Consider the following 18,287-nt stretch of genomic DNA (forward strand, 5'->3'; position numbering starts at 1 on the left):
GAAAACGACGGCGCGTGGGCGCAGAGCGGCAGCATAGCAATTATCGCCGGGCCGATCAGGCCGGCGCGGTGTTTCAGGAGGGGAGGCGCGCCTTCAGGCGCTGGCTGACCTGTGCCATGTCGACGCGACCCTGGACCTGCGGTCGCAGCAGGTTCATCGCCTTGCCCATGTCCTGCGGACCCTGGGCGCCGCTGTCGACGATGCTGCGCTCGATCAGGGCGTCGATCTCATGGTCGTCCAGGGGCTTGGGCATGAAGTCCTGGAGCACGAGGATCTCGGCAGCCTCGACCTCGGCGAGGTCCTGGCGGCCGGCGTCGCTGAACTGGCGCTGGGCGTCGCGGCGCTGCTTGATCATCCGGTCGAGGATCAGCAGGGCTCGGGCGTCATCCACCTCGATGCGTTCGTCGACTTCGACGCGCTTGATGTCCGCGAGGGCCAGGCGCAACGTGGTCAGCCGCGGCTTGTCCTGGGCGCGCATGGCGACCTTGACGGCGTCGAGGAGGCGGGATTTGATTTCGCTCATGGCGGAAAGCCGAAAGCCCGGCCGGGGCCGGGCTGAGGCACGATCACTGACGCGTGGGCGTCGAGTGGATCAGTACAGGCGCTCGCGACGGCGCTGTTCGCGCTGTACTTTCTTCGCGTGGCGCTTCACTGCGGCAGCGGCCTTGCGCTTGCGCTCGGCAGTGGGCTTCTCGTAGAACTCGCGGCTGCGAACTTCAGCCAGTACACCTGCTTTTTCGCAGGAGCGCTTGAAACGACGCAGGGCTACGTCGAAGGGTTCGTTCTCTTTTACTTTGACGGCTGGCATCCAGGTCGTACCTTCACTGATTACCGGGGGTTGAACGTACTCCGGCAAGGTGGCGCGGATACGTCGGTTTTCAAGGGTTGCGGATATTAACGGTTCGGCCGGAGGAATGCAAAGCCTCCGATCGAAAAACACTGGTCTGGCGCAAAGCCGCCGATTATCATGCGCGGCTTCGTATTTGCCAAGCTCTAAGGCTCAAGCCCATGCGCGTGCTGGGACTGGAAACGTCCTGCGACGAAACCGGCGTCGCCCTTTACGACAGCGAACGCGGCCTGCTGGCCGACGCGCTGTTCAGTCAGATCGACCTCCATCGCGTCTACGGCGGCGTCGTGCCCGAGCTGGCCTCGCGCGACCACGTCAAGCGCATGCTGCCGCTGATCCGCCAGGTGCTCGACGAGTCCGGCTGCACGCCGGCGGATATCGACGCGATCGCCTATACCGCCGGTCCCGGCCTGGTCGGCGCCCTGCTGGTGGGGGCTTCCTGTGCCCAGGCGATGGCCTTCGCCTGGGGCGTGCCGGCGGTCGGCGTGCACCACATGGAAGGGCACCTGCTGGCGCCGATGCTGGAAGAGCAGCCGCCGCGGTTCCCGTTCGTCGCCTTGCTGGTTTCCGGCGGTCACACCCAGTTGGTGCGGGTGGACGGCATCGGTCGCTACCAGTTGCTTGGCGAATCGATGGACGACGCCGCCGGCGAAGCCTTCGACAAGACCGCCAAGCTGATCGGCCTGGGCTATCCCGGCGGTCCGGAAATCGCCCGCCTGGCGGAGCTCGGCACTCCTGGCCGCTTCGTGTTCCCGCGGCCGATGACCGATCGCCCCGGCCTGGACTTCAGCTTCAGCGGGCTCAAGACCTTTACCCTGAACACCTGGCAGCGTTGCGTCGAGGCCGGCGACGACAGCGAGCAGACCCGCTGTGACATCGCCCTGGCGTTCCAGACCGCGGTGGTCGAGACCCTGCTGATCAAGTGCCGTCGCGCCTTGAAGCAGACCGGCCTGAAGAACCTGGTGATCGCCGGCGGCGTCAGCGCCAACCAGGCGCTGCGCAGCGGCCTGGAAAAGATGCTCGGCGAAATGAAGGGGCAGGTGTTCTACGCCCGCCCGCGCTTCTGCACCGACAATGGCGCGATGATCGCCTACGCCGGCTGCCAGCGCCTGCTCGCCGGCCAGCATGACGGCCCGGCGATCAGCGTCCAGCCGCGCTGGCCGATGGAGTCGCTGCCGGCGGTCTGAGTGGCCGCCAGGTCGCAGTCAGGCAGGTGTCGATGACGCAGCTGGGCCAGACTGCATGAAGTTTTTTCCTTTTATGGATTAGAAATGCCGTTCGCGGCCGGCGAACAGATCGCGTAAGTTGGCGCGGTGCCGCCAGACGATCAGGCCGGTCAGCACGGTCATCGGCAGCAGCGCTCCGGGCTGCTGCCAGGCCAGCAACGGCAGGGTCAGCGGGGTGGCCACCAGCGAGGCGAGCGAGCTGGTGCGCGACAGCTTGAAGGTCAGCAGCCAGGCCGCCGCGGCCAGCAGTACGGCCGGCGGATAGAGGCCGAGGAGCATGCCCGCGGCGGTGGCGACACCCTTGCCGCCGCGGAAGTTGAAGTACAGCGGGTACAGGTGGCCGATCACGGCGGCGATGCCGACCCAGGCCTCCTCCATCACGCCGAGCCCCAGCCAGCGGGCGACCAGCACCGGCAGCAGGCCTTTGCCGACGTCGCCGAGCAGGGTCAGGATGGCGAGTTTCTTCCCGGCGACGCGCAGCATGTTGGTCGCGCCGGGGTTGCCGGAACCGCTGGCGCGCGGGTCCTGGGTGCCGAACCAGCGGCTGAGCAGGACGGCGAAGGAGAGGGAACCGAGCAGGTAGGCGAGGATCGCCAGTAGCCAGACCATGGATTCCACCGAGGACGAGGATGTCCTCGATTCTAACGGGGCGGCGCACGCTTGTCGTGGCATCCCTTGGAGCGGGTAGCGAAGTGGACAGAGTTTTTATCGAAGGCTTGGAGGTCGATACCGTCATCGGCGTGTACGACTGGGAGCGCGGCATCCGTCAGTGCCTGCGCCTGGACCTGACCCTGGGCTGGGACAACCGACCGGCCGCCGCGGGCGACGATCTCGCCCTGGCGCTGGACTATGCCGCGTTGTCCGAGCGGGTGCAGGAGTTCGCCCGGGAATCGCATTTCCAGTTGGTGGAAACCTTCGCCGAGCGCCTCGCCGAGGTACTGATGGGCGAGCGCGGCATTCCCTGGCTGCGCATCCGCGTGACCAAGCCCGGCGCGGTGCCGGCGGCCCGTGGCGTTGGCGTGGAGATCGAACGCGGATGTCGCTGATCCCGGTCTACCTCGGCCTCGGCAGCAATGTCGAGCGTGAGCGCCATCTGCATGCCGGCCTCGATGCGCTGGCCGCTTTCCTTCATGACCTGCGTTGTTCGCCGGTATTCGAGAGCGAGCCGGTGGGTATCAAGAGCGGGCCGTTCTTCAACCTGGTGGTGTCTGCCCGCACCGATCTGCCGCTGGCCGAACTGAGCCTGCGACTCAAGCACATCGAGGCCGACAATGGCCGCTATGCGCCAGAGCGCAAGGGGCTGCCGCTGGATATCGACGTGCTGTTCTACGGCGACCTGGTGGGCGATTTCGATGGCCTGGTGCTGCCGCGCGCCGAAGTGCTGAAGAACGCTTTCGTGCTCTGGCCCTTGTCCGAGCTGGCGCCGAACCTGGAGCATCCGGTCGCCCGCCAGCCGCTGGGCGATCTCTGGCGCGAGACGAGGATCCAGCAGAAGCTCTGGCCGGCGCCATTCGAATGGCGTGGCCAGGCGTTGACTCCCGAAGCGCTGCTTCAGGCCTTTCCGCGTTCTTCCTTGTAGGCCTTGAGTGCGGCGAGGCGCGCACGCTTCAGCGCCTCGCCCAGTTCCGCGCCCTTCAAGCCCTTTTCCACCAGCGGCTTCACGCTGACTGCCCGCGCTGCCTGCGCCGCGCCGAGCAGGTAGGCGGCCTGCGGATAGTCCCGCTGTTCCAGGCCGAGGCGGCCGCGCGCGTCCATCTCGCTGGCGGCGACGAACTCCTCGAAACGCTGCGGGCGGCGATACACGTCGAAGCTCTGCAACAGCTCCAGCAGTGTATTCGGGCGCAGCTCCAGCGCCCGATGGGCGTGGGTGTGGTACTCGCCCACCAGGCGCGCCAGTTCCTGGCAGTCGCGCGGCACCCTGAAGCGCTGGTTCACCGCATCGATCAACGGCACGCCGCGAGCCTCGTGGGCGATATGGCGGGGCCAGTCCGCTTCGCTGGTGAGTCCCTTGCCCAGGTCGTGCAGCAGGCAGGCCCAGCGTACGCTGAGCGGCTGCCGGTGGCGGGCGCATTGCTGCAATACCGACAGGACATGGACGCCGGTATCGATTTCCGGATGGTGGGCCGCCGGCTGCGGTACGCCGAATAGCGCCTCGACTTCCGGGATCAGTTCGGCCAGGGCGCCGCAGTCGTGCAGGACCTGGATGAAGACCTCGGGGTTGGGTTCCATCAGGGCTCGGGAAATTTCCTTCCAACTGCGCTCCGGGGTCAGCGCCTGCAACTCGCCGGATTCCGCCAGTTGGCGCATCAGGGCGAGGGTTTCGGCGGCGATCCGGAAGCCCAGGCCGGCGTAGCGGGCGGCGAAGCGCGCTACGCGCAGGACCCGCAGGGGATCCTCGGCGAACGCCGGGGAAACGTGGCGCAGCAGGCGCGCCTCGAGGTCTGCCTGGCCGCCGTAGGGATCTATTACACGGCCCTGTTCGTCCTCGGCCATGGCGTTGATGGTCAGGTCACGGCGAGTCAGGTCTTCCTCCAGGGTCACCTCGGGGCTGGCATGGAAGGTGAAGCCGCCGTAGCCGCGCCCGCTCTTCCGCTCGGTGCGCGCCAGGGCGTATTCCTCGCCGCTCTGCGGATGAAGGAAGACCGGGAAGTCGGCGCCCACCGGGCGGTAGCCGCGGGCTAGCATCTCGTCGCTGCTGGCACCGACCACCACCCAGTCGATATCGGTGACCGGACGGCCGAGAAGGCGATCGCGCACGGCGCCGCCGACCTTGTAAATCTGCATGGGAATCCTCCGCGTGATAGGCGGAAGTCTACCCCAGGGTGTCCTAGCGGGCGCGTGGAAGCTGCCGGAGCAGGGCGCCGACCGCCAGTTCGAGCTGTTCCGGATTGGCCCTGGCGGGGCTGAGGCCGGTGCTTACCATACCTTCCCAAAGAACGCGCTCCTCCAGGTCGACCAGGCGCACGCGCAATGTTCCGGTTTCGTCGCGCAGGCGGTGGATCGCCAGATAAGGCCCCATGCCGGAGGTGGGCGGAAGGTCGGGGCGGAATTCCAGAGGTGCGTCGCGCAGCGCCAGCCAGTAGTAGACGCGGAATTGCGGGGTAGCGCTCTCGTGGTAGCCGTGGGCCGCCAGTCCCTGGCGCAGCTCTGCGTTTATCAGCGGATAGCGGTTGCGGTAGGGCAGGGCGTCGACCGCCTGTTCCGGCGGCATCAACTGGAAACCTTGCAGGCCGGGCAGTCCGGCGCTGGCCGGATGGGTCACCCGGGCGCTGGGGATGTGGCTGGCGCAGGTGGCCAGGACGAGGCAGAGCAGGACGATGGCGAACAGGCGCATGGCGGCTCCCGTGGACGGCCGGCTTCTTGTTCTGCTGTGGGCGGCCCGACCGTGCCGGCATGCTGGCCGGCGGTCGGGGCGGACGTCAACCGATCAAATGGGCGGGATGATCAGGTCCAGGCGCGGGTAGCCTTCCTCGCCCTCGCTGGCGCCCTTGGGCGGCATGTGGTGGGTCTGCACGAGCTGGTCGCCCTGCAGGGTCTCCAGGTGGATATCGAAGCCCCACAAGCGATGCAGGTGCTTGAGCACGTCGGCGGTGGAGTCGCTCAGCGGCTGGCGGTCGAACTGCTGGTGGCGCAGGGTCAGCGAGCGGTCGCCGCGACGGTCGACGTTCCAGATCTGGATGTTCGGCTCGCGGTTGCCGAGGTTGTACTGCGCCGCCAGGGTCTCGCGGATGGTGCGGTAGCCGGCTTCGTCGTGGATCGCCGCGACCAGCAGGTCGTCCTTCTGGTCGTCGTCGAGAATGCTGAACAGCTTCAGGTCGCGAATCACCTTGGGCGAGAGGAACTGCAGGATGAAGCTTTCGTCCTTGAAGCTCTTCATGGCGAACTTCAGCGTGGCCAGCCAGTCGCTGCCGGCGATATCCGGGAACCAGCGGCGGTCCTCGTCGGTAGGTTCCTCGCAGATGCGGCGGATGTCGCGGTACATGGCGAAGCCCAGGGCGTAGGGGTTGATGCCGCTGTAATAGGGGCTGTCGAAGGACGGCTGGTAGACCACGCTGGTGTGGTATTGCAGGAACTCCATCATGAAGCCGTCGTTGACCAGGCCTTCGTCGTAGAGGTCGTTGAGCAGCGTGTAGTGCCAGAAGGTCGCCCAGCCTTCGTTCATCACCTGGGTCTGGCGTTGCGGGTAGAAATACTGGGCGATCTTGCGCACGATGCGGATCACCTCGCGCTGCCAGGGCTCCAGAAGCGGCGCGTTCTTCTCGATGAAGTAGAGGATGTTCTCCTGCGGCTCGCTCGGATAGCGCGCCATGGATTGTTCCTTGTCCTTGCCGCCGACGCGCGGGATGGTCCGCCAGAGGTCATTGACCTGGCGCTGGATCAGTTCCTCGCGCTCCTTCTGCCGCTGCCGCTCCTCTTCCGCGGAAATCGGGTAGGGACGCTTGTAGCGGTCGACACCGTAGTTCATCAGGGCGTGGCAGGAGTCGAGCAGGTCTTCCACCGCGTCGATCCCGTAGCGCTCCTCGCACTGCATGATGTACTGCTTGGCGAACACCAGGTAATCGATGATCGAACTGGCATCGGTCCAGGTGCGGAACAGGTAGTTGCCCTTGAAGAAACTGTTGTGCCCGTAGCAGGCGTGGGCGATCACCAGCGCCTGCATGCACTGGGTGTTTTCCTCCATCAGGTAGGCGATGCAGGGGTCGGAGTTGATCACGATCTCGTAGGCCAGGCCCATCTGGCCACGCTTGTAGTTCTTTTCCGTACTGAGGAAGTGCTTGCCGTAGGACCAGTGGTTATAGCCGATCGGCATGCCCACCGAGGCGTAGGCGTCCATCATCTGCTCGGCGGTGATCACCTCGATCTGGTTCGGATAGGTATCCAGGGCATAGCGCTCGGCGATCCTGCTGATTTCCCGGTCGTACTGCTGGATCAGCTCGAAGGTCCATTCCGAGCCGGTGGCGATGGGCTGGCGCTTGCTCATGCGACGAGCCTCCTCTGGAACAGCTCGCGGAACACCGGGTAGATGTCCGATGCCGAGACGATCTGCTGCTGGGCGAAGCTGTCTTCGAAGGCTTCGCGCACGCGCTCGTACTCGAACCACAGGGCCTGGTGTTCGCGCGGGGTGATCTCGACGTAGGTGTAGTACTGGACGAACGGCATGATCTGCTTGAGGAGGATGTCCCGGCACACCGGCGAGTCGTCGTTCCAGTTGTCGCCGTCCGAGGCCTGGGCGGCGTAGATGTTCCACTCATGGGTCGGATAACGCTCGGCCATGATCTCCTGCATCATTTTCAGCGCGCTGGAGACGATGGTGCCGCCGGTCTCGCGGGAGTAGAAGAACTCCTCCTCGTCGACCTCGCGGGCGCTGGTGTGGTGGCGGATGAACACCACTTCGATCTTCTCGTAGTTCCGCTTGAGGAACAGGTAGAGCAGGATGAAGAAGCGCTTGGCGATGTCCTTGGTCGCCTGGGTCATCGAGCCGGAGACGTCCATCAGGCAGAACATCACCGCCTTGGAGGTGGGGTTGGGCTGCTTGACCAGCAGGTTGTACTTGAGATCGAAGGTATCGAGGAACGGCACCCGGTCGATGCGCGCGCGGAGCTTGGCGATTTCCAGCTCGAGTTCCTGGATATCGCCGAGGTTGTCCGGCTCTTCGCGCTTGATCCGCTCCAGTTCCTTCAGCGCCGCGCGCAGCTTGGCCCGGCTGCCGCCGGACAGCGCGATGCGCCGCGCATGGGCCGAGCGCAGGGTGCGGACGATGTTGATGCGCGACGGGTTGCCGTCGTTGCTGATGCCGGCGCGGACGGTCTTGAAGGTGTCGGTGCCGGTGATGTGGCGCTTGACCAGGTTGGGCAGCTCCAGGTCCTCGAACATGAAGTCGAGGAATTCCTCCTGGGTGATCTGGAAGACGAAGTCGTCCATGCCTTCGCCGCTGTTGCTGGCCTTGCCGCCGCCGCGGCCGCCCCCGCCGCCGGATGGGCGGGCGATGTGCTCGCCGGCGGTGAATTCCTTGTTGCCGGGGTGGACGACGGTCTGCCGCCCGCCGCGGCCATGGTGCAGCACCGGTTCGTCGATATCGCGCCCGGGAATGCTGATCTGCTCGCCGTGCTCCATGTCGGTAATGGAACGCCGGCTGACGGCCTCCTCGACGGCCTTCTTGATGTGTTCACGGTAGCGCCTCAGGAAGCGCTGGCGGTTCACCGTGCTCTTGTTCTTGCCGTTCAGACGCCGGTCGATGACGTAGCTCATGAATGCTCCTCAGGGCCTGTGGCGCCCCGCCGGAGCGGAGGCGCCGAGGTCCGAATGCGACGGCGACCGGTACGGTCGCAGCGACCGTACCGATGGCAGACTACTGCGACTTGCGAACCCGCAGGTACCATTCCGACAGCAGGCGGACCTGCTTCTCGGTGTAGCCGCGCTCGACCATGCGTTTGACGAAGTCGTTGTGCTTCTGCTGGTCCTCCTTGCTGGCCTTGGCGTTGAAGCTGATGACCGGAAGCAGGTCCTCGGTGTTGGAGAACATCTTCTTCTCGATCACTACGCGCAGCTTCTCGTAGGACAGCCAGCTCGGGTTCTTGCCGTTGTTGCCGGCGCGGGCGCGCAGCACGAAGTTGACGATCTCGTTGCGGAAGTCCTTCGGGTTGCTGATGCCCGCGGGTTTCTCGATCTTCTCCAGTTCCTCGTTGAGGGCGGCGCGGTTGAGGATCTCGCCGGTTTCCGGGTCGCGGTATTCCTGGTCCTGGATCCAGAAGTCGGCGTACAGCACATAGCGGTCGAAGATGTTCTGACCGTATTCGCTGTAGGACTCCAGGTAGGCGGTCTGGATTTCCTTGCCGATGAACTCGACGTAGCGCGGCGCCAGGTATTCCTTGATGAAGCGCAGGTAGCGCTCGCGGGTTTCCGGCTGGAACTGTTCCTGCTCGATCTGCTGTTCGAGGACGTAGAGCAGGTGTACCGGGTTGGCCGCTACCTCGTGCGGGTCGAAGTTGAATACCTTGGAGAGGATCTTGAAGGCGAAGCGGGTGGAAAGCCCGGCCATGCCTTCGTCGACCCCGGCCGAGTCGCGGTATTCCTGGATCGACTTGGCCTTGGGATCGGTATCTTTCAGGTTTTCGCCGTCATATACCCGCATCTTCGAGTAGATATTCGAGTTTTCCGGCTCTTTCAGCCTCGACAGCACGGAGAACTGCGAGAGCATCTTCAGGGTGTCCGGCGCGCAGTGGGCATGCGCCAGCGAGCTGTTGACCAGCAACTTGTCGTAGATCTTGATCTCGTCCGCCACGCGCAGGCAGTACGGCACCTTGACGATGTAGATGCGGTCGATGAAGGCCTCGTTGTTCTTGTTGTTGCGGAAACTGTGCCATTCCGACTCGTTGGAGTGAGCCAGGATGATGCCGCTGTAGGGCAGGGCACCGAGGCCTTCGGTGCTGTTGTAGTTGCCTTCCTGGGTCGCGGTCAGCAGCGGGTGCAGGACCTTGATCGGGGCCTTGAACATCTCGACGAACTCCATCAGGCCCTGGTTGGCCCGGCAGAGGGCGCCCGAATAGCTGTAGGCGTCCGCGTCGTTCTGCGGGTATTCCTCCAGCTTGCGGATGTCGACCTTGCCGACCAGCGCGGATATGTCCTGGTTGTTCTCGTCGCCGGGTTCGGTCTTGGCGATGGCGATCTGGTTGAGGATCGAGGGGTACAGCTTGACCACGCGGAACTGGCTGATGTCGCCGCCGAACTCGTTGAGGCGCTTGGTTGCCCAGGGCGACATGATCGAGCGCAGGTAGCGCCTCGGGATGCCGTAGTCCTCCTCGAGGATGGCGCCGTCTTCGTCGGGGTTGAACAAGCCCAGCGGCGACTCGAAGACCGGCGAGCCCTTGATCGCGTAGAAGGGCACCTTCTCCATCAGTTGCTTGAGTTTTTCCGCCAGGGAGGATTTACCGCCGCCGACCGGGCCGAGCAGGTAAAGGATCTGCTTCTTCTCCTCCAGGCCCTGGGCCGCGTGGCGGAAGAACGCGACGATCTGGTCGATGCATTCCTCCATGCCGTGGAAGTCGGCGAACGCTGGGTAGCGGCGAATCACCTTGTTGGAGAAGATCCGCGACAGCCTGGAGTCCACCGAGGTGTCCAGCAACTCCGGCTCGCCGATCGCCATCAGCAGGCGCTCGGCGGCGGAGGCATAGGCTGTCTTGTCTTGCTTGCAGAGGTCGAGATATTCCTGGAGGGAATATTCCTCTTGACGGGTCGCTTCGAAGCGTTCCTGGAAGTGACTGAAAATGCTCATGACGTCTCCTCGCTCGATGCAGTGAGCCGGCGCGGGATCGGTCGTGCGGGTGCGGGGGGGCCGCCAGCCAGGCCGGCGAGAATCCCCCAGACTCCGTCGCTGCACGGTGCTTCCCTTTCCGCCAGCGCTCCTAACGGTCACAGCCGATGGCCCGGAAGCCGGTGTGCCGGCTCTCCCCTGTTTTGGATGGCCTGAGGAAAAGAATAGTTCGTTCTGGACGGAGTAAAGGAAGAAAGGCGAGAGAAGTTACAGTTTTTTTGGCGGGGTAGCGGCGCGGCCTACTCCGCTTCGCCGCTGCTGGTATCCGCGGGATAGACGCTGCGCCATAGCTCGAAGCCGCCGTCGAGGCTGTAGACGTCGCTGAAGCCCTGCTGGATGAAATAGGCGGCGGCGCTCTGGCTGGAGTTGCCGTGGTAGCAGACCACCACCAGCGGAGCGTCGAGGTCGGCGGCGGCGATGAAGTCCGCCACCGAGTGGTTGTCGATGTGCCGCGAGCCGCTGATATGGCCGACAGCGAAGCTCTGCGGGTCGCGGATGTCGACCACCTGGGCGCCGTTTTCGCGGAGCTGGCGGGCCTGTTCGGGGGCGATGCGCTGGAAGGTGTCGCTCATGTCGGGGTACCTGTGTACAGGGCGTCCACCGGACGCCGGGGATTCATGCGGGCGTGGCGGCGGGTCTGGCCGGCGCGCGCTGTTCGGCGCAATCGCAGCTCAGGCGTTCGCCGCTGTCGACGTTCAGCAGGGTCATCCGCGCGCCCCAGACGCAGCCGGTGTCCAGGGCGAACAGGCCGGGCTCGTCGCAGTGGCCTTCGAGGGCCGCCCAGTGGCCGAAGATGATCTTCTCACCGCGGGTCTTGCGCGAAGGGAAGCTGAACCAGGGGGCGTAGCCGGGCGGCGCGGTGTCGAGGCCTTCCTTGCTCTTCAGGTCGAGCTTGCCATCTTCGGTGCAGAAACGCATGCGGGTGAAGTAGTTGGTGATCACCCTCAGGCGGTCGATGCCATGCAGCTTCTTGTCCCACTTGGCCGGCTCGTTGCCGTACATGCCGTCGAGGAACAGCGGCAGGCGCTGGTCGTCGCGCAATGCTTGCTCCACCTCGGCTGCGCGCAGGCGGGCTTTTTCCAGGCTCCACTGCGGGGGGATGCCGGCATGCACCAGGGCGACCTTGCGTTGTTCGTCGTAGTGCAGCAGCGGCAGGCGACGCAGCCAGTCGAGCAGTGGCTCGCGGTCCGGCGCCTCGAGGATTTCCCGCAGCGTGTCGGACTTCTTCAGGCGCTCGGACTTGTGCGCCACCGCCAGCAGGTGCAGGTCGTGGTTGCCCAGAACGCTGACCACCGACTCGCGCATGGCATAGAGGAAGCGCAGCGTCTCCAGGGACTGCGGGCCGCGGTTGACCAGGTCGCCGACCAGCCACAGGCGGTCCTTGGCCGGGTCGAAGGCGACGCGCTCCAGCAGGCATTTCAGGGGATCCAGGCAACCCTGCAGGTCGCCTACCGCGTAGACCGCCATCAGTGCAGCGCTCCCGGTACGGCCAGGCGAAACACCGGGATCGCGGCGTCGAAGGCGATTCCGTCGCTGCCGAGCATCTGGTAGCTGCCGCGCATGCTGCCGACCCGGGTCGCCAGCACCGTGCCGCTGGTGTAGGTGTGTTGCGCGCCGGGGGCGATCAGCGGTTGCTCGCCGACCACGCCGGCGCCGCGAACTTCCTGGGTACGGCCGTCGCCGTCGGTGATGATCCAGTGGCGCGACAGCAGTTGGGCCGGAACCTCGCCCTGGTTCTCGATGGTCACCGTGTAGGCGAAGGCGAAACGGTTCTGCTCTGGGGCGGACTGTTCCGGAAGGTAGCGGGTGTCGACCCTGACGTTGACCTGGTGCTGGGTATCGCTCATACGGCTTGCCTGATTCCTGACGAGTGTCTCACCAGACTAACGATTGCCTGGCAGCTCGGCCAGCCGGTTGGCCAGGCGGACGAATGCGGCCAGGTCGAGTTGTTCGGGACGGAGGGTCGGATCGACCTCTGCGGCCTCGATGTCCTCGACGCTCAGGAGAGGCTTGAGGGTATTGCGCAGGGTCTTGCGGCGCTGGTTGAAGGCCTCGCGGACCACCCGCTCGAGCAGTTTCGGATCGCGTGCCGGATGGGGCGGCTCGGTGAAGGGGGTGAGACGGACGATGGCCGAGTCGACCTTGGGCGGCGGGTTGAACGCGCCGGGGCCGACGTTGAACAGGTGCTCCACCCGACAGTGATACTGGACCATGATCGAAAGCCGGCCCCAGTCCCCGCCGCCCGGCGTGGCCGCCAGGCGCTCGACCACTTCCTTCTGCAGCATGAAGTGCATGTCCTCGATCACCGGCGCGTACTCCAGCAGATGGAAGATCAGTGGCGTGGAGATGTTGTAGGGCAGGTTGCCGACCACTCGCAGCTTCTCGCCGCTCTCCACCAGCGAGGCGAAATCGAACTTGAGGGCGTCGCCCTGGTGCAGGCTGAAGCGCGACTCGAGGCCGAATTTCAGCTTCAACAGGGGGATCAGGTCCTGGTCGAGCTCGATCACGTCCAGGCGTGCGCCGCTGCCCAGCAGTCCCTCGGTCAGGGCGCCCTGGCCCGGGCCGATCTCCAGCAGGCGCTGACCCTCGCGGGCATGGATGGCACGGAGGATGCGGTGAATCACCCCGGCATCGTGCAGGAAGTTCTGGCCGAAGCGCTTGCGCGCGCGGTGTTGGTAAAGCTCGGACATTGGAAACGGTTCCAGGCTGCGGGCCCCAGGCCAAGGCGGGAGGCGCGGATGCGAAAGGGCGCCATTTTAACAGCGAAGCGTCGGGCCGGCAGGGCTAAACGATGGCCGACCGCCGTCAGCAGCGGCTGGCCGCCATCTGGTAGGCGGTTTCCAGGGCGACCTGCAGGCTGCCGCTATCGATGCGGCCGCTTCCGGCCAGGTCGAGCGCGGTACCGTGGTCGACAGAGGTGCGGATGATCGGCAGGCCGAGGGTCACGTTCACGGCGGCACCGAAGCCCTTGTACTTGAGCACGGGGAGACCCTGGTCGTGGTACATCGCCAGCACCGCGTCGCAATGCTCCAGGTGCTTGGGAGTGAACAGGGTGTCGGCCGGCAGCGGGCCGACCAGGTCGAGGCCTTCGCCACGCAGGCGCTCGAGGCAGGGTTCGATCACCTCGATCTCTTCCCGGCCCAGGTGACCGCCTTCGCCGGCGTGCGGGTTGAGTCCGCAGACCAGGATGCGCGGATGGGCGATGCCGAACTTGTCGCGCAGGTCGGCGTGGAGGATGCGCGCGACCCGGGACAGGCGCTCGTCGCTAATGGCGTCGGCGACCTCGCGCAGCGGCAGGTGGGTGGTCGCCAGGGCCACGCGCAGGCCGCGAGTGGCCAGCATCATCACCACCTGGGCGGTGTGGGTGAGGTCGGCGAGGAATTCGGTATGGCCGGAAAAGGGGATGCCGGCTTCGTTGATCACGCCCTTGTGCACCGGTGCGGTGATCATCCCGGCGAAGTGCCCGTCGAGGCAGCCCTGGCCGGCGCGGGTCAGGGTTTCCAGGACGTAGGCGGCGTTGGCTCGGTCCAATTGCCCGGGCCGGACCGGGGCGGCCAGGGGCGTATCCCATATGTACAGTTGGCCGGCCTTGGCCGGTCGCTCTGGCCAGGCGGCCGGGGAAACGTCCTTGAGGTCGATCGCCAGGCCCAGTTGGCCGGCGCGCTCTTGCAGGAGCGTGCGGCTGGCGATGGCGATCAGGGGGTGGGGCTGGGCGGAGCGGGTGAGCAGCAGGCACAGATCGGGTCCGATACCTGCCGGCTCGCCGGGAGTGAGCGCGAAGCGCAGGCTCACTGCTTGATTTCCACGTAGGCCTCGTCGCGGATCTGCCGCAGCCAGGCTTGCAGTTCCTCGTCATACTTGCGGTTGCGCAGTACGCTTACCGCCTGCTGCTCGCGGAACTTCTCGCTGCTGTCGGTGGCGCGACGGCCGAGGACCTGCAGGATGTGCCAGCCGAACTGCGAGCGGAACGGTTTGGACAGCTCGCCCTGCGGGGTATCGTTCATCACCTGACGGAACTCGGGCACCAGGGCTTCCGGATCGATCCAGTTCAGGTCGCCGCCGTTGAGGGCGGAACCCGGATCTTCGGAGAAGCTCTTCGCCAGTTCGCCGAAGTCTTCCCCGGACTGGATGCGCTCGTACAGCTTCTGCGCCAGCTTCTCGGTCTCCGCTTCGCTGCGGATTTCGCTGGGCTTGAGCAGGATATGGCGGACATGCACCTCGTCACGGACCATCTTGCTGCCGCCGCGCTTCTCTTCCAGCTTGAGGATGATGAAGCCGCCGGGGGTGCGGACAGGCTCGGTGACGTCGCCGACGGCCAGGGAGCCGATCATGCTGTCGAACGGCTGCGGCAACTGGGCAGCCTTGCGCCAGCCGATCTCGCCGCCTTCCAGGGCGTTGTCGCCGGCCGAGCGGGAAATCGCCAGTTGGCCGAAGTCGGCGCCCTGCTTGAGCTGCTGGTAGAGCTCCTGGGCCTGCCTTGCGGCGGCCTGGATCACGTCCGAGGACGCGGCTTCCGGCACCGGGATCAGGATATTGGCCAGGCGGTACTCTTCGGAAAGCTGGATCTTGCCCATGTCCGAGGCAAGGAAGTTCTTCACCTCCTGCTCGCTGACCTGGATGCGCTCGGCGACCCGGCGCTGACGCACACGGCTGATCACCATCTCGCGACGGACTTGCTCGCGGGCGTCGGCGTAGGACAGGCCGTCGCGGGTGAGGGCGGCCTGGAACTGCTCCAGGCTCATGCCGTTGCGCTGGGCGATGGTGCCCATCGCCTGGTTCAGCTCCTCGTCGGAGATACGGATGCCGGAGCGGTCGCCGATCTGCTGCTGGATGTTCTCGATGATCAGGCGTTCCAGCACCTGCTGGGTCAGCACGTGCTCGGGCGGCAGCGGCGCGCCGCGCTTGAGCAGCGTCTGGTGCACTTCACGCAGGCGCTGGTCGAGCTGGCTCTGCATGATCACATCGTTGTCGACGATGGCGACGACCCGGTCCAGTGGTACCACTTCGGCATGCGCGAAGGAGCAAAGGAGTGCTGCGCCCAATGCAAGGGGGCGCAGCCGATTACATAGCTTGATCTTCACGTTGACGATAACCTTGGATGCCTTTGTCGAGGAACATTTCCGTCTTGTTGCCTACGATGCCGCCGAGGCCCTTCAGGACGATCTGCAGGAAGACGCCGCGGTCGGCCTTTGCGTTCTGCGTAAGGAAGGCATCGTCGTCCACATCCAGCCAATAACGGTTGATCAGACGCAGCTTCCAGCAGCAGCTGTCGTATTCGAAGCCACCGAAGGCTTCGAGGGTGCGGTTCTTGTTGTAGTCGTACTGCCAGCGGGCGAGCACGGACCACTGCGGCACCATCGGCCAGATGACCGAGAAGTCGTGCTGTTTGATGATGTCGTCCTCGCGGCCGTACATGAACCGTCCCGTGGAGCTGTTGAAGCGGCGAGCATCTTCGCGGTAGCGATAGCCAGCATTGACCACCTTGTTTGGATTGTCTTCTGGCTGATAGTGGAACATGGCGCTGCCAGATTCTGTACGACTGGTGTTGGGATTCCAGTTGAAGTCGGAGCTGACCCTCCAGTCGCGGTTGAAGCGGTATTGCCCCATCAGTGCATATGGAGAACGCCAGCTATCGGTATCCGGATCTTTCAGATCAGGATTGGTCGCACGCAGACGATCCAAATCTTTTTCGGTCAGGCCGGGCAGTTGTACACGACGATCACGGAAGTAGTAAATCTGTCCAGCACTCAAGCTGGCGCGCTCGAATCCATTGGGTTCGATGAAGCGGGTAGTCACGCCGAGCGACAATTGGTTGGCGTCTCCGATACGGTCACGGCCGGAGAACCGATTCTCTCGCCAGAGGGAGTCATAGCTGAACGACGGTTCGCTGGTGTCGAATACTGGAATATTGTCCTGGTCCTTGTACGGAACGTACAGATACATCGCTCTTGGTTCCAGGGTTTGCCGAAACTGCGTGCCGGCAAAGGTCATATCACGGTCAAAATACAGGCCACTGTCAACCTTGGCCAACGGAAGCGAGCGATCCTGACTGCTATCGAATGTTTCGTCATATGCAGTAAGGGTTTGCTTGCCCTGGCTGTCCAGATCCAGATCGTACTTCGTATAGAGGAACTTCAGGGTCGGGGTCAGATAACCCCAACTCCGGGTCATCGGCAGACTCATGCCGGGTTCCAGGTGTGCCCGGTCGCCATTGGCCCGGGCCAGACCCTTCAGGTTGTTGTCGACACGGGGTACTCGGGAACCGATAGGGTCGTTCTCGTCCGCGATGTAGTATCCGTCATCGAGGTCTCTGTCGAAGCGGACGAATTCGGTTTTGTAGTCGAATTTCAGGCCGCCCGGATTGTATGGCAAGAAACCGTCGAAGGTGACCTGCGGCAGACGGTTGTAAGGCGTCACGTCGGTGGTGGTCGCCAGTTGATAACCTTGCAGGTTCAGGCGACCGGTAAAGGTATCGCCCCGGTAGGTCACGCTGCCGCGCTGATTGACATAGGTGGTACTGCCTACACCCAGGTCAGTATCCAGGTCCTGGAAGTAATAGGGATCGCTGATCCGCGTGTAGTCGACCTCGGCCAGCCAGCGCGAATCGAGGCCGGTGGTGTTCTTGAGGCCGTACAGCCAGCGGTCCTTGCTGTAGTCCGGGAAGTTCTCGCGGTGATCGTCCTTGTCGTTCAGGTAGGCGGCGTTGACGGTGCCTTCGCTGCTGTGGGTCAGGTAGCGGAACTCGCCTTCCAGCATCATGCCGCGCTTGGCCATGTAGCGCGGGTACAACGTGGCGTCGTAGTTCGGCGCCAGGTTGAAGTAGTACGGGGTGACCAGGGTGAAGCCGGTGTCGCTGGTGCTGCTGAAGCTCGGCGGCAGGAAGCCGGACTGGCGGCGGTCGTCGATCGGGAAATAGATGTACGGGGTGTAGAACACCGGGAAGTCTTTGACCCGCAGGGTCGCGTTGGTCGCGGTGCCGAAGCCGGTGGCCGGGTTCAGCTTGACGTTGTTGCCCTTCAGGGTCCAGGCGTTGCTGCTCGGTTCGCAGCGGGTGTAGGTGCCATCCTTGAGCATGATGATGGCGTTCTCGCTGCGCTTGGCGTAGAGCGCGCTGCCGCGGGCATGGGCCTTGTGGATCACGTACTCGGCGTTGTCGACCTGGGCTTCGCCGTTGTCCAACTGGACCTGGGCGTGGTCGCCGACCACCAGCATGCCCTTGTCGCGCAGCTTGACGTTGCCGACCAGTTCGCCGCGGTTTTCCAGCTGGTGCAGGTTGGCCTCGTCGCCTTCCACCTGCATGCTTCCCTGGCGCAGGACCACGTCACCGGCGAGGGTGGCGATCTGTTTTTCCTGCTCGTAGCGCGAAGCCTTGGCGGATACGTAGGTCGGGCTCTCGTCGCTGGGCGCGCCGTCATCCATGCCCGGACGCACCGGCTCGATGTAGGAGCCGCCGCAATAGGGGCCGATTTCCGCCAACTGGGCGGCGGTCAGTTTTTCCCGAGGAATCCAGTCGAGGTGCGAATAGTCCGCACTGCGGGATTTCAGCGCGCGACCGCCGGACTCGGTGACCAGGCGCTGGGTCGGCTCTGCCTCGACGGTTTCGCCTCCGCTGCCGGACACGCTGCTGCCCGCCGCGGCGGTGCTGACCGAGGTCGCGGTATGCGCCGGGCGCGGTGGCAGGTTGGCATTGGCGTTCTGCAGCGGGGAGCAATCCCAGCCGCCGGTGGCCGACACCTTGCAGTCGAACTGATCGGCGGCCTGTACAGTCAATGCTGCGACCGGCTGCAGAGCCAGCAGGCTGCCGGTGACCAGCAGGGGAAACTTTCTTCGAAACACGAGGGATTTCACTGCCATCTTGTTAATCCGGGCTTCCTGCGCGCCATCGGCCCGGTGGGCCGCACGC

18 protein-coding genes are annotated in these 18,287 nt (G+C 64.8%); 3 read left to right on the forward strand and 15 right to left on the reverse strand.

The features are described 5' to 3' along the window. Window positions 1–73: 73 nt before the first annotated feature. Both ACI766_RS02920 and rpsU read right to left on the reverse strand, forming a co-directional pair. Window positions 74–523, reverse strand: a complete 450-nt coding sequence (locus ACI766_RS02920; RefSeq protein WP_087823930.1) for a GatB/YqeY domain-containing protein — start codon at window positions 521–523, stop codon at window positions 74–76. 69 nt (window positions 524–592) lie between these two features. Continuing rightward, window positions 593–808: a 30S ribosomal protein S21 gene (rpsU, locus tag ACI766_RS02925; RefSeq protein ID WP_003085057.1), complete on the reverse strand. Its 216-nt coding sequence runs from the start codon at window positions 806–808 to the stop codon at window positions 593–595. 200 nt (window positions 809–1,008) lie between these two features. On the opposite strand from rpsU, the gene tsaD reads away from it, so the two are divergent. Then, window positions 1,009–2,034 carry a tRNA (adenosine(37)-N6)-threonylcarbamoyltransferase complex transferase subunit TsaD gene (tsaD, locus tag ACI766_RS02930; RefSeq protein WP_003099590.1) on the forward strand — a complete coding sequence of 342 codons (1,026 nt, stop codon included), beginning with the start codon at window positions 1,009–1,011 and terminating at the stop codon, window positions 2,032–2,034. 78 nt (window positions 2,035–2,112) lie between these two features. On the opposite strand, the gene plsY is transcribed toward tsaD, so the two are convergent. Beyond that, window positions 2,113–2,682 carry a glycerol-3-phosphate 1-O-acyltransferase PlsY gene (gene plsY / locus ACI766_RS02935; protein ID WP_003085061.1) on the reverse strand — a complete coding sequence of 190 codons (570 nt, stop codon included), beginning with the start codon at window positions 2,680–2,682 and terminating at the stop codon, window positions 2,113–2,115. A gap of 83 nt (window positions 2,683–2,765) precedes the next feature. Here plsY and folB point away from each other — a divergent pair, with 83 nt between their 5' ends. After that, window positions 2,766–3,119, forward strand: a complete 354-nt coding sequence (folB, locus tag ACI766_RS02940) for a dihydroneopterin aldolase (protein WP_003099587.1) — start codon at window positions 2,766–2,768, stop codon at window positions 3,117–3,119. Further along, window positions 3,110–3,652, forward strand: a complete 543-nt coding sequence (gene folK / locus ACI766_RS02945) for a 2-amino-4-hydroxy-6-hydroxymethyldihydropteridine diphosphokinase (RefSeq protein ID WP_003099585.1) — start codon at window positions 3,110–3,112, stop codon at window positions 3,650–3,652. The genes folB and folK overlap by 10 nt, the downstream gene beginning before the upstream one ends. Here the strand turns inward: folK and ACI766_RS02950 are convergent. The 12 genes from ACI766_RS02950 to lptD form a co-directional block, all read right to left on the reverse strand. Then, window positions 3,625–4,857 carry a multifunctional CCA addition/repair protein gene (locus ACI766_RS02950; RefSeq protein ID WP_003117955.1) on the reverse strand — a complete coding sequence of 411 codons (1,233 nt, stop codon included), beginning with the start codon at window positions 4,855–4,857 and terminating at the stop codon, window positions 3,625–3,627. The genes folK and ACI766_RS02950 overlap by 28 nt on opposite strands. A gap of 43 nt (window positions 4,858–4,900) precedes the next feature. Then, entirely contained in the window at window positions 4,901–5,407 is a 507-nt protein-coding gene (locus ACI766_RS02955) for a DUF4136 domain-containing protein (RefSeq protein WP_003085071.1), read from the reverse strand. Window positions 5,408–5,500: 93 nt separating this feature from the next. Continuing rightward, complete coding sequence (locus tag ACI766_RS02960) at window positions 5,501–7,054, reverse strand: SpoVR family protein (protein WP_003099581.1); 1,554 nt, start codon at window positions 7,052–7,054, stop codon at window positions 5,501–5,503. Then, on the reverse strand, window positions 7,051–8,322 hold the full coding sequence (locus ACI766_RS02965; protein WP_003099579.1) for a YeaH/YhbH family protein: 1,272 nt from the start codon (window positions 8,320–8,322) through the stop codon (window positions 7,051–7,053). The genes ACI766_RS02960 and ACI766_RS02965 overlap by 4 nt, the downstream gene beginning before the upstream one ends. 100 nt (window positions 8,323–8,422) lie before the next feature. After that, complete coding sequence (locus ACI766_RS02970) at window positions 8,423–10,345, reverse strand: PrkA family serine protein kinase (protein WP_003085078.1); 1,923 nt, start codon at window positions 10,343–10,345, stop codon at window positions 8,423–8,425. Between the two features lie 278 nt (window positions 10,346–10,623). Next, window positions 10,624–10,956, reverse strand: a complete 333-nt coding sequence (glpE, locus tag ACI766_RS02975; RefSeq protein ID WP_003099577.1) for a thiosulfate sulfurtransferase GlpE — start codon at window positions 10,954–10,956, stop codon at window positions 10,624–10,626. Window positions 10,957–10,999: 43 nt separating this feature from the next. After that, window positions 11,000–11,851: a symmetrical bis(5'-nucleosyl)-tetraphosphatase gene (locus ACI766_RS02980; protein WP_003113213.1), complete on the reverse strand. Its 852-nt coding sequence runs from the start codon at window positions 11,849–11,851 to the stop codon at window positions 11,000–11,002. Beyond that, window positions 11,851–12,231 (reverse strand): Co2+/Mg2+ efflux protein ApaG, encoded by a 381-nt coding sequence (apaG, locus tag ACI766_RS02985; RefSeq protein ID WP_003085085.1) that lies wholly within the window; start codon window positions 12,229–12,231, stop codon window positions 11,851–11,853. The genes ACI766_RS02980 and apaG overlap by 1 nt, the downstream gene beginning before the upstream one ends. Window positions 12,232–12,267: 36 nt before the next feature. Beyond that, on the reverse strand, window positions 12,268–13,074 hold the full coding sequence (rsmA, locus tag ACI766_RS02990; RefSeq protein ID WP_023113349.1) for a 16S rRNA (adenine(1518)-N(6)/adenine(1519)-N(6))-dimethyltransferase RsmA: 807 nt from the start codon (window positions 13,072–13,074) through the stop codon (window positions 12,268–12,270). A gap of 115 nt (window positions 13,075–13,189) precedes the next feature. Beyond that, the gene (gene pdxA, locus ACI766_RS02995; protein ID WP_031643175.1) at window positions 13,190–14,176 is read right to left on the reverse strand and encodes a 4-hydroxythreonine-4-phosphate dehydrogenase PdxA; all 987 of its coding nucleotides are present in this window, start codon (window positions 14,174–14,176) and stop codon (window positions 13,190–13,192) included. After that, a complete protein-coding gene (locus tag ACI766_RS03000) occupies window positions 14,173–15,465 on the reverse strand; it encodes a peptidylprolyl isomerase (protein WP_003109024.1) in 1,293 nt (430 codons plus the stop codon). The genes pdxA and ACI766_RS03000 overlap by 4 nt, the downstream gene beginning before the upstream one ends. Next, window positions 15,446–18,238, reverse strand: coding sequence for an LPS-assembly protein LptD (gene lptD, locus ACI766_RS03005; protein WP_003459402.1), 2,793 nt, complete (start codon window positions 18,236–18,238; stop codon window positions 15,446–15,448). Before lptD ends, ACI766_RS03000 begins: the two co-directional genes overlap by 20 nt. Window positions 18,239–18,287: the final 49 nt, after the last annotated feature.

Origin of the sequence: Pseudomonas sp. DL, from assembly GCF_047199225.1 — a bacterium.
Lineage (GTDB): Bacteria > Pseudomonadota > Gammaproteobacteria > Pseudomonadales > Pseudomonadaceae > Pseudomonas > Pseudomonas aeruginosa.

What these genes read in the sequence shown, in the direction of transcription:
- ACI766_RS02920 (WP_087823930.1), bottom strand. Translation starts at nt 523, where the DNA reads ATGAGCGAAATCAAATCCCGCCTCCTCGACGCCGTCAAGGTCGCCATG.
- rpsU (WP_003085057.1), bottom strand. Translation starts at nt 808, where the DNA reads ATGCCAGCCGTCAAAGTAAAAGAGAACGAACCCTTCGACGTAGCCCTG.
- tsaD (WP_003099590.1), top strand. Translation starts at nt 1,009, where the DNA reads ATGCGCGTGCTGGGACTGGAAACGTCCTGCGACGAAACCGGCGTCGCC.
- plsY (WP_003085061.1), bottom strand. Translation starts at nt 2,682, where the DNA reads ATGGTCTGGCTACTGGCGATCCTCGCCTACCTGCTCGGTTCCCTCTCC.
- folK (WP_003099585.1), top strand. Translation starts at nt 3,110, where the DNA reads ATGTCGCTGATCCCGGTCTACCTCGGCCTCGGCAGCAATGTCGAGCGT.
- ACI766_RS02950 (WP_003117955.1), bottom strand. Translation starts at nt 4,857, where the DNA reads ATGCAGATTTACAAGGTCGGCGGCGCCGTGCGCGATCGCCTTCTCGGC.
- ACI766_RS02955 (WP_003085071.1), bottom strand. Translation starts at nt 5,407, where the DNA reads ATGCGCCTGTTCGCCATCGTCCTGCTCTGCCTCGTCCTGGCCACCTGC.
- ACI766_RS02960 (WP_003099581.1), bottom strand. Translation starts at nt 7,054, where the DNA reads ATGAGCAAGCGCCAGCCCATCGCCACCGGCTCGGAATGGACCTTCGAG.
- ACI766_RS02965 (WP_003099579.1), bottom strand. Translation starts at nt 8,322, where the DNA reads ATGAGCTACGTCATCGACCGGCGTCTGAACGGCAAGAACAAGAGCACG.
- ACI766_RS02970 (WP_003085078.1), bottom strand. Translation starts at nt 10,345, where the DNA reads ATGAGCATTTTCAGTCACTTCCAGGAACGCTTCGAAGCGACCCGTCAA.
- glpE (WP_003099577.1), bottom strand. Translation starts at nt 10,956, where the DNA reads ATGAGCGACACCTTCCAGCGCATCGCCCCCGAACAGGCCCGCCAGCTC.
- ACI766_RS02980 (WP_003113213.1), bottom strand. Translation starts at nt 11,851, where the DNA reads ATGGCGGTCTACGCGGTAGGCGACCTGCAGGGTTGCCTGGATCCCCTG.
- apaG (WP_003085085.1), bottom strand. Translation starts at nt 12,231, where the DNA reads ATGAGCGATACCCAGCACCAGGTCAACGTCAGGGTCGACACCCGCTAC.
- rsmA (WP_023113349.1), bottom strand. Translation starts at nt 13,074, where the DNA reads ATGTCCGAGCTTTACCAACACCGCGCGCGCAAGCGCTTCGGCCAGAAC.
- lptD (WP_003459402.1), bottom strand. Translation starts at nt 18,238, where the DNA reads ATGGCAGTGAAATCCCTCGTGTTTCGAAGAAAGTTTCCCCTGCTGGTC.